Origin of the sequence: Streptomyces sp. CMB-StM0423 (assembly GCF_002847285.1) — a bacterium.
In the GTDB taxonomy this organism is placed as follows: Bacteria; Actinomycetota; Actinomycetes; order Streptomycetales; family Streptomycetaceae; genus Streptomyces.
Genome location: NZ_CP025407.1, coordinates 7802926 through 7816300 on the forward strand (window position 1 = coordinate 7802926; position 13375 = coordinate 7816300).

Below are 13375 nucleotides of genomic sequence, written 5' to 3' on the forward strand. Positions count from 1 at the left end.
CGGGGGAGAGGAAACGGCGATGACGGACAAGGCACTGCTGAGGCGTTCCCTGGAGGCCGTGCGCACCCTGCGCGAGCAGGTCGACGAGCTGCGCGCGCGGGCCGCGGAGCCCATCGCCGTCGTCGGCCTCGGCTGCCGCTTCCCCGGCGGCGCGGACGGCCCCGAGCGGTTCTGGGAGCTGCTGCGCGAGGGCCGCGACGGCGTCGTGGACGTGCCCGAAGACCGGTGGCCGGTCGAGGGCTGGTACTCCGCTGACCGGAGCGAGCCCGGGACCTCGTACACGCGCCGCGGCGGGTTCCTCGCCGAGGGCGCCCACGCGTTCGACGCCGGGTTCTTCGGCATCACCGACGCCGAGGCCCGCGACATGGACCCGCAGCACCGGCTGCTGCTGGAGACGAGCTGGCAGGCGCTGGAGAGCGCCGGGCTGCTGTCGGGGACCACGGCCGAGCGGCGCGTCGGCGTCTTCGTCGGCGTTTCCGGCTCGGAGAACACCCTGCTGCCCCGGTCGCCGCGGGCGGCGGGCCCGTACACCGCGACCGGCTCGGCGATCAGCGTCGCCGCGGGGCGCATCGCGCACACCTTCGGGCTGCGCGGCCCCGCCCTCGCCGTGGACACGGCGTGCTCGTCGTCGCTGCTCGCGGTGCACCTCGCGGTCGAGAGCCTGCGCCGCGGCGAGTGCACCGCCGCCCTGGCCGGCGGGGTCAGCGCCATGATGTCGCCCGCCGTGATGGTCGCGCTGTGCCGGATGGAGGCGCTGGCCGAGGACGGCAAGTGCAAGGTCTTCGACGCCGCCGCCGACGGCTACGTACGCTCCGAGGGCAGCGGCATGGTCGCCCTCATGCGGGCCTCGGACGCCGCGGCCGTACGCGCCCCGGTCCTCGCCCTCATCCGCGGCTCCGCCGTCAACCACGACGGCCGCACCAGCGGCCTGACCGTCCCCAACGGCCGCGCGCAGCGCGAGCTGATCGCCGGCGCCGTGGCCGCGGCCGGGGTCGAGCCGCGGGCCGTGGACTACCTGGAGGCGCACGGCACCGGCACCGCGCTGGGCGACCCCATCGAGGTACGCGCCGCCGCCGACGTGCTCTGCGCCGACCGCGACCCCGCGGCGCCGCTGCGCATCGGCGCGGTCAAGTCCAACATCGGGCACCTGGAGGCCGCCGCCGGGGTGGCGGGCCTGATCAAGACCGTGCTCGCGCTGCGCCACGGCGAACTCCCCGGCGGGCTGCACCTGAACGAGCCCAACCCCCGCCTCGGCGTCGAGCGGCTGCCGGTGGCGCTGTGCGACCGTACGGCGACGTGGCCGCGCCACGGCGACGGCCGGGCCCGTACCGCGGGCGTCAGCTCCTTCGGCTTCTCCGGCACCAACGTGCACGTCGTGCTCACGGAGCCGGACGCCCAACCGGCGCGCACCGCGGGCCCCGAGCGCCCCGCGCACGTCTTCGCGCTCTCCGCGCGCGACCCCGAGGGCCTGCGCGAGGCCGCCGCGCGGCACGGCCAGTGGCTCGCGACGCACCCCGACGCGACGCTCGCCGACTTCTGCCACACCGCCACCGCGCGCCGCGCGCACTTCGCCCACCGCACCGCGTTCGTCACCGCCTCGCGCGACGACCTCGCGCGCCGGCTCACCGCGCTCGCCGCGGGCGAAGGCCCCGAACCGGCCGCGGTCCCGCGGCAGACCGCGGCGGCCGAGGCGGTCGGCGCCCGTGACCGGGCCCCCGCGCCGCCGGTCGCCTTCCTCCTCGACGCCACCGCGCCCGCCGCGGAGCGGATCACCGAGACGCTGTACGCCACCCACCCGGGCTTCCGCGCGCACGTCGACCGGTGCACCGCGGAACTGCGCGTTCCCGCGGCGGAGCCGGACGCGCCCGCCGCGCTCGCCGCCGACGTACGGACCGTCGCCTGCCAGATCGCGCTGGTGCGCACGCTCGCCGACTGGGGCCTCGCCGCCGGCGCCGTCGCCGGTGGTGCCGCGCCCGGTGACCTCGCCGCCGCTGTCCTCAGCGGCGCCCTCGACGCCCCGGCCGCCGGCGCCCTGCTCGCCGCCCGGCACGGCGCCGCCGACGCGCCGGACGCGCTGCCGCAACGCCCGCGCGGGCTACGGCTGCTGCACGGGCCAGACGCCGGCGAGGCGGGCGCGGACCAGGCCGCCGACCCCGGGTTCTGGCTCCGCACGGGGCCCGGCGTCCGCCCCGAGGCCGCCGCCGCGGCGCTCGCCGCGCACGGCTACGACACCCTCGTCCACGTCGGCGGCCCCGCGGCGCGGCCCGACCGCGGCGAGGTCCGCGGGCTGTCCGGTGACGACATCTGGTGCGAACTCCTCGACTGGCTGGCGGACCGGCACGTCGCAGGACAGGACGTCGACTGGTCCGCCTGCGACGACGGCTACGAGCGGACCCGGCTGGACCTGCCGGGCCAGACGTTCCGACGCCGTACGCACCGCCCGGACGCCGCGGCATTCGATGCCGCTCCCGCGGCGTCCGGGGCCGGTGCGCCCAGGGGAGCGCTCGGGCTGCGGCAGGTCGCCTCGCCCCTCGCGCAGCGCCAGTACACGACCGCCGCCAGCCGCGCTGCGCTGCCCGAAGTCGCCGACACCGCCGGGGTCCTGCACGTCGGCTACTACCAGGAACTGCTCGCCGCCGCGGCCCGCACGGGCCCCGGGCTGCGCCTGGACGACCTGCGGTTCGAGCGGGCCCTGACGCTCGCCCGCGGGCAGGAGCGCACCGTGCATCTGGCGGTCGGCCCGGCGGACGGCGACGGCTGGGCGGAGTTCTCCGTACACAGCCGGGAGGCCGGCGACACCTCGCCGGAGACCTCCGGCGACGAGGGCTGGCACCGCCACGCCGCAGGGCGGCTGCGCCCCGGCGGCGGGGGAGCGGAGCCGGGTCCGCTGCCGGAGGCGGCGCGGGCGGAGATCCGCGAGCGCTGCCCCGTACGCTTCGAAGGCGCCGAGTTCTACCGGCAGATGGCCGAACGCGGCGTCCCCCTGGGCCCGTCTGTCGAGTGGGTCGACGAGGCGTGGCTCGGCGAGGGCGAGGTGCTGGCACGCTTCCGCCTGCCGACCCCCGCCGAGACCGGCGCCGCCGCCGGCCGCCCGGAGCGCGCGCTTCCCGTGCCCGCCGGGATGCTGGACGCCTGCGTGCAGCTCTATGCGCTCGCCGCCGGGCCCCAACTGGCCGAGCGGGACCTGTTCATGACCGCCCGCCTCGGCGAGGTCGGCTTCGGCGCGCCCGCCGAGGGCGCCCTGTGGTGCCATGTCCGGCTGACCGCGCCGGTCGGCGAACTGCTGGTCGGCGAGCACCTGCTGTGCGCGGAGGACGGCACGGCCGTCGGCTGGGGCCGCGGCACCGAGATCAGCGTCATCAGCCCGAGCACCGGCGCGTACGAGACGCCCGCCGACGAGGTACGCGACGACGCGGCCCGGCAGCGCTTCCAGGGCCCGGACGGCGCCGCCGCGCTGCGGGACCTGCTCACCGGCATGGTCGCCGAGCTGCTGCAACTGCCGCCCGCCGAGGTCCCGAGCAGCCGGCCGCTCGCCGAGACGGGCCTGGACTCCCTCGCCGCGCTGGAGCTGCGCCAGCGGGTACGCGCCGAGACCTGCGTCGACCTCCCGGTCGACCTGCTCATCGCCGGGCCGTCGCTGGACGAGGTGGTGGAGCGGCTCTGCGGGTCGGTCGCGGGCGACGAGCCGGCCGTACCCCGCCCGTACGACGTGGACGGCAGGCTCTGGCTGCCCGTCACGCCGCAGGACGACGCCGCCGTGCGGCTGTTCTGCCTCCCGTACGGCGGCCGCGGCGCCTCCCTCTACCGGGACTGGCCGGGCGGCGCGGACGGCGGTGTCGAGGTCGTGCCCGTGCAGTTGCCCGGCCGGGAGGAGCGCGCCGACGAGCGCTGCCTCGTCGACGCCGACGAGGCCGTCGACGCCGTCGCGCAGGCGCTCAAGCCGTATCTTGACCGGCCGTTCGCCTTCTACGGGCACAGCATGGGCGCCCTCCTCGCCTACCGCCTGGCCCACCGGCTGGGCGCGGAGTACGGGGAGCTGCTGCGGCACCTCTTCGTCGGCGCGTTCAGCGCCCCGACCGGCGGCGAGAACCCGCTCGGCGCCCGGCTGCGCGCGGTGACCCAGCGGCTCGGCTACGAGCAGATGCCGGAGCACGAGGAGCTGGCGCGGGTACGGCGGTCGCAGCCGCGGCTCTACGACACGGCGCTGCGCGCGGAGCTGGGCGAGCACCTGGCGGGCAAGGCGGACGTGGCCATGGACGGCGCGGGCTACTCGGACCTGCGGGTGGTGCAGAGCTACCGGCACGACCCGGCGGAGGCGCCGCTGCAGGTGCCGGTGACCGCGTTCCACGGTGCCGGCGATCCGGTGGTCGCGGAGCAGGACGCCGACGGGTGGCGGCCGTTGACGGACGCCGGGTTCGAGCTGCTGGTCGTACCGGGCGACCACTTCTTCGTCCACGGCGACCAGAGCGGCGGGCGGGTCCTGGCGGAGATGGCCGCGCGGCTGCGGCAGCCGGTACGGGCCTGACCCCTGAAGCTCTGCCGCGGGCCCGTAGCCGATCACGGGCCCGCGCCCGGGGGCGGACAAGCCGAAGGGGCGGGCGAAGCCGGTGGCTTCGCCCGCCCCTCGCCGTACCGGCCCGGGCGGCCGTCAGACCGCCGCGGGCAGCTCCAGCCGCTCGTCCGCGACGAGGATGGCCTGCTGCAGGTTGCGCAGCGCCCGGCAGGGCTCCAGGCCGAGTTCCTCATTGAGGCGGGTCCTGGCCTGCTGGTACGTACGCAGCGCGTCGGCCTGCCGCTCCGACCGGCACAGCGCGAGCATCAACTGCCGGTAGAACGTCTCCCGCAGCGGGTACTCCGCCGTCAGCGCGGACAGCCGGCCGATCAGCTCCCGGTGCAGCCCGAGGCTCAACTGCGCCTCGATCAGCCACTCCAGGTACTCCAGGCGGGTCTCCTCCAGCCAGGTGGCGAAGCCCGCGATGATCGGGCCGTCGCACAGGTCACCGAGGACCGGACCGCGCCACAGGGAGAGCCCGTCCTCGAAGGCGGTGACGGCCTGCTCGGGCCGGCCCTCCTTCAGGTGCAGGCGCCCCCGGTGCAGCAGCTCCTGGAAGCGGTCCACGTCGAACTCGTCGTCCTCCAGGTGCAGCAGGTAGCCGGGCGGACGGGTGAGGATCGGGTTGTTCCGGCTGCCGGGCTCGCCGAGGAACTTGCGGAGCTGTGAGATGTAGACGTGGATGCCCGCGGTCGCACGGCGCGGCGGGTTCTGCCCCCAGATCTCGGCTATGGCCTCGTCGATCGAGACCACCTGCCGGGCGCGGATCAGTAACAGGACGAGGAGCACCTGCATCTTCTTGGCGCTCACGAATCTGCTGCCGCGACTGTCCACCACTCGGACGGGTCCGAGTATTTCGTACTGCACTTTTCAACCCCCGATGAATTTCTCTAGGCCGAAGTGCTCAGTTTCCATGGCACTGTTGTTCAATTCTCTCGCCGCTACAGGCAGGGGAGCTTGTGTGTGACGCGGCGATGCTGTACAGGTCTTTGCAGGCTATGGAGGGGGTAGGGGGTGCCGAAACCCCTACCCACCCCTAAGTCCCCCCTACGTGTTGTCAGGGGTATTGCGCAGGGCGCGCAGCGGCGTGTGAGGGGCATTCACGCCCCCCGGCCAATGCGTCGTGATCATCCGTCGTTCTCGCAAATGCCCGGTATTCACCGCAGCGTATCCGCTGCCCGATATCCGAGTGCGCGGCCGCGGGAATGTGCCCCGTTCCGTACGGCAACGGCCGCATGGCCCCTGGCGCACAGGGGGCCATGCGGCCGTCGTGGGACCCCGGCGGAGAGGCCGGAGGCCGGGAGGGGCTCGCCGAGCGGCGTCAGCGCGGGGCGTGGCCCTGGCGCATCGCCAGCAGCGAGCCGAACGTCCAGTCCACGGTCTGCTGGACGTGCGCCGGCGCGCCGTGCACGTCGTCGAACTCGTTCATGCTGACCTGCTTCACGTGCTGCCGTACGAACGCCGGGTCCCCGGCCGGGATGATCTCGTCGCGCAGGCTGGCGGAGTAGCAGACGGGGATCTCCAGCGCGGCCAGCTCCCCGGGCGTAAGCGCCCAGCCGGCGAGCGCCTTGTGCAGCGCGCCGTCGTCGCCCCCGGCGGTGCGCGTCAGCCGGGCCAGCGTGTGCCGGGTGATGCCGGGCACGCCGCGCAGCCAGTCGGCGTCGCCGAAGAACTCGCTCACCGGCGCCCCCGACGTCACGATGCCGCGCAGCCGGGCGTCGTGCCCGGCCCAGCGCAGCGCCAGGTGCCCGCCGAAGCTGTTGGCGAGGGCGTACGTGTCGGCCACGTCGGCCCGGTCCGCGATCGCGTCGAGCACGGCGGGCAGCATCCGCCAGCTCTCCCGGTCGTACGGGAGGGTGTTCTCGCCCACGCCCGGCAGCTCGGTGACGACGATGGCCATGCCCAGCGCCGCCGCCTGGAGCGTCACCGGCGCCCACTGCTCCTTGAGGCTGACGATTCCGCCCGTCACCAGGAGCACCGGCTTCGGCTCCGCCGCCGAAAGACCGCCGGCCCAGGCCACCACCTCGCCGTCGGCCAGCGGCGCGGTGACCCGCTCGATGCCCTGCTGGCCGGCGCGCCAGCGGTCGAACGCCGAGCGGCACTTCTCGTACGCCTCCTGCCGCGCCGGGCCGTCGACGACGGGGAAGCGGGCCATGGTGTAGCAGAGGAACGCGGGCAGCAACTGCCCGGCGTCGTCGAGTTCCGCGGCCGCCGCCGACCACTCCGCCGTCCACGAGCCGGGGGCGCCGTCCTCGTCATTGGTGATGCGGTCGAGCACTTTCTCGTACTGCCCGGGGGGCAGTTGCAGCGCCTTGGCGTGGACGAGCGCGAACTCCTTGAGCTCCGTGACGTCGTTCATCGTGTTCCCTCCCGCGCCCAGCGCACGGTCAGGGCGAGGTGGCCCGGCACCGCGTCGATCTGCCGCAGCTCGTGACGGAAGTCGGCGGTCCCGTCCTCGGCGTGCCCGTGGGCGTCGAAGCCGTTCCGTGAATAGAAGTCCCTGACCTTGCCGTTCTTCGGCGACGGCACGTACCGTGCCGCGACCGCCTCGGCCCCCTCGGCCCTGGCGTACTCCAGCAGCGCGGCGAGGCAGCCCTGCTCGATGCCGCGCGCGAAGACCCGGCAGCTCAGCAGGAAGTTGTCGACGTGCCACACGGGCCCGTCGGTCCGTACGAACACCGCACCGACCAGGCCGTTGTCGCCGAAGCGGTCGCCGGAGCGGATGGCCAGGACCAGGTTCCCCGGCGCGCCGGCCAGGGAGGCGACCTCGTCCTGCTGGAGCCGCCGGGTGGTCAGGTTGAACTGGTTGGTGCGCTGGGTGAGCTGGGCGACGCGCGGCACGTCGGCCTCGGCGGCGGCGGTCAGCTCCACCCGTACGTCCAGTTCGCGCAGGTAGTCGTCCAGCGAGGAGAAGGAGTCGAGGAAGTCCTTGCGGACCAGCTCCTCGCGGTAGCGCTCGGGGCGGCGGACGTCGTCGTCGGTGAGGTCCCGTACGTCGAACCAGCCGTCGGCGAGCAGCCGCCCCGCGTGCAGCGCCGGGTCGCCGTCGAGGTGGAGCACGGTGACCTCGGGCAGCTCGCGGGCCACCAGGCCGCACTCGTACGGGCTGTCGTCGGCGAAGACGAACGAGTCGAGGCCGACGTTGAGGTCCTCGGCCAGCGCCCGCAGGTTGTCGTGCTTGGGCGACCAGTTGGCGACCACCCGCACGAAGTCGTCCTCGCGCAGGGTCATCTCGGGGTGGTCGCGCAGCACCTCGCGTACGGGCTCCACGTCGTTCTTGCTGACGGCGGCCACCAGCACCCCGCGCGAGGCGAGCTGCTTGACCACCCGCTGCATGCGCTGGAACGCGCGCCCCGTACGGCCGTCGGCGACCTCGATGCCCTCCGGGCCGTCGTCGCCGAGCACGCCGCCCCACAGCGTGTTGTCCAGGTCGACCGCGAGCACCTTCTTCGCCCGCCCGGACCGGCCGCGGGCGAGGTGCGCGACCTCCCGGGCGACGGCGGCGGTCAGCTCGGCCGCGAACGGCGTGCCGACGTAGGTCGCCAGCCGGTCCTCGGCGAGGGCGGCGGGGCCGGTGAGGAGCGGGTCGAGGTCGAGGACGACGAGGCCCGGGTGCTCGTCCATCAGCCCGAGCAGCCGGGCGTTGGCCTCGCGCCAGACGGCGCCGAGCCGGGCCCGGGAGCGGTGGTCCACGAGCTGGGCGGTGAACTCCCGGGGGAGCGGCATCGTGGTGTAGACGAGGGTGCCGGAGCCGGAGGTGCCGTGGGTGGCGGCGAGCTTGCCGAGGAGGTGCACCTTCTCGGTCAGCACCCGCTCGACGTCCTCGGGCCGCCACGGGCGGGGCACCTCGTCGAAGACGATCCCGGCGGCCAGCAGGCATACGACGAGATCGGTGCCGGCGGCGTAGACCTCGCTAGCGGGGTCGGCGAGGTCGAACAGCCAACTGTCGTAGTCCGCGACGTGGGAGCGCAGGAGCATGCCGTGCCGGGCCAGCTCCATGGTGAGCGGCGGCACGAGGCCGGCGACCGTGCCGTGGCCGGTGACCGCGACGGACACGGTCGGGATGCCGGGGTGGACGGCGCGCACCTCGTCGGGGGACAGACGGGACAGCAGCCGGCCGGCGCGCTGCCGTTCGTCCTCGCCGAGGCCGTGCAGCAGGGCGGGGAGTCTCGGGTACTCCGCGACCAGGCTTCCGGACCGGTGCAGCTCCGCGACGGGATCCGGAGTGGATGGCGGGGGAGCGGGGGCAGCGGACACGGATCTCACACCTCCTGGTGGAGCAGCGCGGCGGGCCGCCGGGCGTGCGCGACCTGAGAGGCGCGGGCGGACCACCCCCAGGCTCGCCAGCGGGGCTTGACGGGGCCTTGGAGGGGTCTAAAGCGGTCGTACGCAGCGGCGGCGCCGCGCGCGCCGGGCTGCCGCCGAGGTGGGCCTCCGGGCCCCGCGGGCGCCCCTGCCTCCCCCGGGGACCGTGAGCCCGTACGCCACGGGCGCCGCGCGCCGCTGCGTGAACACAGCGGCGCACGGCGCCCGTTGACACCCCCTGCGACCCCGTCAGCCGGTCGCCTCCAGCGCGAAGCCCGACTTGATCCACTTGCTCGACTCGATGGCGACGCCGAGGGCCCGGTCGCCCGCGGCGAGCTTCGGCAGCAGCCGCTCCAGTTGGAAGAACACCAGCGCGTTGCCGTTGTTGCCGGTCTCGTCGACGCAGGAGACCTCCTGCGCCTCCGGCGCGCCCATCCGCTCCCGGATCTTGGCCGTCATCCGCCCGGAGAGCTGGGGCGGCAGCACGTACGCCAGCTCGTCCGCCTTCCAGTCCAGCCCGTCCAGCAGTTCCCCGGCCGACTCGGCGGCCATCTCCGGCACCGCCGCCTCGATCGCCTTGTAGTCCTCGCTGACCGGCGGGCCGTCGAACCGGCGGCTCGCGCCGTACCAGTCGAGCGTCTGCCCCGGCTGCTTGCCCAGCCCCACCAGCTTGGTGAACACCGCCCGCAGCGCGGGCCCCGGCGACGGCTCCGTGGTCAGCACCAGCGCGCCGGCACCGTCCCCGAACAGCATGAGGTTCACCAACTGCGCGGGCGGCAGCGCCGCGGCGTCCATGTCCGGGTCGACGAGCTTCGCCGAGACGTCGCCGCCGAGCACCAGCGCCGTGCGGTGGCCGCCGGACAGCAGCAGCCCCGCCGCCACCGACAGCGCCTGCACCGCGCCCGAGCACCCGGACTGCAGTTGGTACGTCGGCACCTGGTCGATGCCCAGCCGGTCCGCGACGACGTTGACCGTCGTCGGCATCAGCATGTCGGGCATCGCCGTGCCCATCACGACCACGTCGACGTCCGACGGCTCCAGGCCGGCCGCGGCCAGTGCCCGCCGGCCCGCCGTCTCACCGAGGTCGGCGAGCGAGAACCGCGGCTCACCGGTCTCCAGATCCACCGCGAGATGGCGGTACTTCGTGCCGACGAACGCCTCCGCCCACTGCTCCCACATCGGGCCGAGGCCCATGCGGCGGCCCAGCGTCGCGTTGTCGATGGCCGGGCCGGGCGACGCCGTGCCGAGGCCGGCGACCCGCAGGTCGTTCTCCCGGTTCAGAACGAGCACGTGATCACCAGGCCACCGGGAGCGAACTCGCGGCGTACATCGTCGCCTCCGCGCGCAGCGGCACCTCTTCCGGCTCGACCGCCAGCCGCAGGTCGGGGAAGCGGCGGAAGAGCGCCGAGTACGCGATCCGCATCTCCACCCGGGCCAACTGCTGGCCCAGGCACTGGTGGATGCCGTAGCTGAACGCCATGTGCCCGGAGGTGGAGCGGCTGACGTCGAAGCCGTCCGCGTCCTCGAACCGCCCCGGGTCGCGGTTGGCCGCCGACAGGGACACGGTGACGCCGTCGCCCGCCTTGATCAGCTTGCCCTCCAGCTCGACGTCCTCCAGCGCGGTGCGCGGCACGCCGAACTGGGCGATCGTCAGGTACCGCATCAGCTCCTCGACGGCGTTGCCGAACAGCTTCGGGTCCTCCCGCAGCCGCTTCACCTCGCCGGGGTGGCGCAGCAGCGCGTACGTGCCGAGCGACAGCATGCTGGCGGTCGTCTCGTGCCCCGCCATCAGCAGCAGCATCCCGATGCCGGTCAGCTCCGCGTCGTTCAGCTCACCGGTCGCGATCAGCCCGCTCAGCAGGTCGTCCTCGGGCTCCTTGTGCTTGAGCTGCACCAGCTCGTGGATCAGCCCGTAGATCGCGGCGAAGGCCGCCGCCACCTCCTCACCGGACGAGCCGATGCGCATCACGGTCGTCGAGTGGTCCTGGAAACGCTTGCGCTCGCCGTACGGCACGCCCAGCAGCTCGCAGATCGCGAGCGAGGGGATCGGCAGCGCGAACGACGGCACCAGGTCCGTGGGCGGCCCCTGCCGCTCCATCTCGTCCAGGTGCTCCTCGGTGATCTGCTCGATCCGCGGCTCCAGCGCCTTCATCCGCCGCACCGTGAACTGGCCGGTGAGCAGCCGCCGGTAGCGGGTGTGGTCCGGCGGGTCCATGTGCATGAAGAAGCCGGGCGGCACCTTCTCCCAGGGCCGGCCGCCGGAGGGCAGCTCGAACGGCACCTTCTTGATGTCGCCCCGGGCGCTGAACCGCTGGTCGCTGAGGACCTTACGGGCCGCGGCGTGACTCGTCACCAGCCAGCCCACGTGCCCGTCCGGATACAGCAGCGGGCTCACCGGCTCCTCGGCACGCAGCCGGCCCAGCTCTTCCGGCGGGTCCAGCGGGCGCGGCCGCTCGGTCGGCAACCGCCGGGGCGGCGTGGACAGCGTGTCCGACATGACGCGTTTCCTTCCTCCGCATGCGAAGCCGCGGGGCCGGCACCGCCGGTCCACGCCTTTCCGCCCAGCCTCGGGTTATGGCCTTAAGGCGGACTTGGGCGGGCTTAAGGCGCGTCGGCCGGCTCGGCAGGTTCGGCCGACTCCTCGAACCGGATGACCTGTCCCGGGCAGGAGCGCACGGCTTCGTCCACCGCCTCCCACTGCTCCTCGGCGGGGCGCTCGTCCAGCACCACGACCTGACCTGTCGCCTCATCCTGGTCGAAGACCCGCGGGGCCAGGAGCGTGCACATGCCAGACGCGACGCACCGCTCGATCTCGGTCTCGACCTGCATGGAGGAATCCCGCATGAGAGCATCCTTCCGGAAACTCGGATCCGTTGAACCGACCCGTAGCGTAAGGCCATTCACCTCCGCCTTCGTAAGCCGGAAAAGGCTTTAGAAACCGGCAAGTCACCCCCAAGCCGCGGCCCGCATGGTGAGCCGGGCGGCATACGGCAATCGCCCGGCACCGGACCATACGGAAAGGGCGGAACAGCAAATGGCGGAAGCAACCCGGGGCCCGGACACCCGAGTTCACGGAGTCGTACTCGGGGGCGGCCTCGCCGGCGTGCTGGCCGCCCGGGCACTGCGGGACCACGTCGACCACGTCACCGTGGTCGAACGCGACACGTACCCGGAGGAGCCCGAGCCCCGCAAGGGCGTTCCGCAGGGCCGGCACGCGCACATCCTCTGGTCCGGCGGCGCCGAGGCCATCGAGGCGCTGCTCCCCGGCACCCTGGACCGGCTGCGCGCCGCCGGCGCCCACCGCATCGGCGTCAAGGAGGACATGGTCCTCTACAGCGCCTACGGCTGGCAGCACCGCTTCCCCGGCTCCCACTACGCGCTCACCTGCAGCCGTCCCCTCCTCGACCAGACGGTCCGCGAGGCCGCCCTGGACCACCCCGGCACCGAGGTGCTGACGAGGACCGAGGCGCACGGGCTGCTCGGCGACCGTACGCGCGTCACCGGCGTCCGCGTACGCACCTCGGACGGCGGCACGCGCGAACTGCCCGCCGACGTCGTCGTCGACGCCACCGGCCGCGGCTCCCGGCTGCGGCACTGGCTCACCGACCTCGGCCTGCCGCCCGCCGCCGAGGAGAGCGTCGACACCGGACTCACCTACGCCACCCGCGTCTTCCGCGCCCCCGCAGGCGCCGCCGACTTCCCCGTCGTCAGCGTCTACGCCGACCACCGCACGGGGCAGCCCGGCCGCAACGGCCTGCTCCTGCCCATCGAGGACGGCCGCTGGATCATCACCCTCTCCGGCACCCGCGGCGGCGAGCCGACGGCCGACGACGCGCGCTTCGCCGAGTTCGCCCGCAGCCTGCGCGACCCGATCATCGCCGACCTGGTCGACGCCGCGGAGCCGCTGACGCCGGTGCGTACGACCCGCAGCACCCTCAACCGCCGCATGCACCTCGACCGCCTCGCCGACCGCCCGGAAGGGCTCGTCGCGCTCGGCGACTGCGTCGTGTCCCTCAACCCCATCCACGGCCACGGCATGAGTGTCGCCGCCCGGTCCGCCCGGGCCCTGGAGACCTGCCTGAGCCGCGCCGGCGGGCTGAAGCCCGGCCTGGCCCGTACGGCGCAGCAGGCCATCGCCGCCGCCGCAGACGCGCCGTGGCTGCTCTCCGCCTCGCAGGACCTGTGCTACCCCGACAACAAGGCCACGGTGAGCGACCCCCGCCTGACCACCCAGGCCGCGCAGCGGCAGGGGTTCGCCGACCTGGTCACCAGCGCGTCCCTGGTCAACGAGCGCGTCTGCGACGCCCTCACGGCCGTCACCACGCTGACCGCACCGCTGGGCAGCCTGGAGACGCCCGAGTTCCTGGCGTCGATGCGGCAGCAGGCCCGGCCGCCGCTGACGGCGGCGCCGCTGAAGGACGCGGAGGCGGCGGTGCTGCGGGCGGCGGCGAAGTAGCCCAAGCCCGCGGCGAGTAGGCCCCGGAGAAGAACAAAGCAGGAAGAGAACCGCCCGCCGCG

8 protein-coding genes are annotated in these 13375 nt (G+C 74.3%); 2 read left to right on the top strand and 6 right to left on the bottom strand.

What is annotated here, in order from left to right; genetic code table 11:
* Positions 1–19: 19 nt before the first annotated feature.
* Positions 20–4525 carry a beta-ketoacyl synthase N-terminal-like domain-containing protein gene (locus CXR04_RS33860; RefSeq protein ID WP_101426008.1) on the top strand — a complete coding sequence of 1502 codons (4506 nt, stop codon included), beginning with the start codon at positions 20–22 and terminating at the stop codon, positions 4523–4525.
* A gap of 123 nt (positions 4526–4648) precedes the next feature.
* Here CXR04_RS33860 and CXR04_RS33865 read toward each other — a convergent pair whose 3' ends face one another.
* The 6 genes from CXR04_RS33865 to CXR04_RS33890 all read right to left on the bottom strand — a co-directional run bounded on the left by CXR04_RS33865 (position 4649) and on the right by CXR04_RS33890 (position 11701).
* The gene (locus tag CXR04_RS33865) at positions 4649–5419 is read right to left on the bottom strand and encodes an AfsR/SARP family transcriptional regulator (RefSeq protein WP_101426009.1); all 771 of its coding nucleotides are present in this window, start codon (positions 5417–5419) and stop codon (positions 4649–4651) included.
* A 454-nt stretch (positions 5420–5873) separates the two neighbouring features.
* Positions 5874–6911, bottom strand: coding sequence for an alpha/beta fold hydrolase (locus CXR04_RS33870; RefSeq protein ID WP_101426010.1), 1038 nt, complete (start codon positions 6909–6911; stop codon positions 5874–5876).
* Positions 6908–8809 (bottom strand): HAD-IIIC family phosphatase, encoded by a 1902-nt coding sequence (locus CXR04_RS33875; RefSeq protein WP_101426011.1) that lies wholly within the window; start codon positions 8807–8809, stop codon positions 6908–6910. The genes CXR04_RS33870 and CXR04_RS33875 overlap by 4 nt, the downstream gene beginning before the upstream one ends.
* 297 nt (positions 8810–9106) lie before the next feature.
* A complete protein-coding gene (locus CXR04_RS33880) occupies positions 9107–10147 on the bottom strand; it encodes a 3-oxoacyl-ACP synthase III family protein (protein ID WP_101426012.1) in 1041 nt (346 codons plus the stop codon).
* Positions 10148–10151: 4 nt separating this feature from the next.
* Complete coding sequence (locus tag CXR04_RS33885; protein WP_101426013.1) at positions 10152–11354, bottom strand: cytochrome P450; 1203 nt, start codon at positions 11352–11354, stop codon at positions 10152–10154.
* Positions 11355–11458: 104 nt separating this feature from the next.
* Entirely contained in the window at positions 11459–11701 is a 243-nt protein-coding gene (locus CXR04_RS33890) for a ferredoxin (protein WP_101426014.1), read from the bottom strand.
* A 190-nt stretch (positions 11702–11891) separates the two neighbouring features.
* Here CXR04_RS33890 and CXR04_RS33895 point away from each other — a divergent pair, with 190 nt between their 5' ends.
* Positions 11892–13313 carry an NAD(P)/FAD-dependent oxidoreductase gene (locus CXR04_RS33895; protein WP_101426015.1) on the top strand — a complete coding sequence of 474 codons (1422 nt, stop codon included), beginning with the start codon at positions 11892–11894 and terminating at the stop codon, positions 13311–13313.
* The last annotated feature ends 62 nt before the right edge of the window (positions 13314–13375 follow it).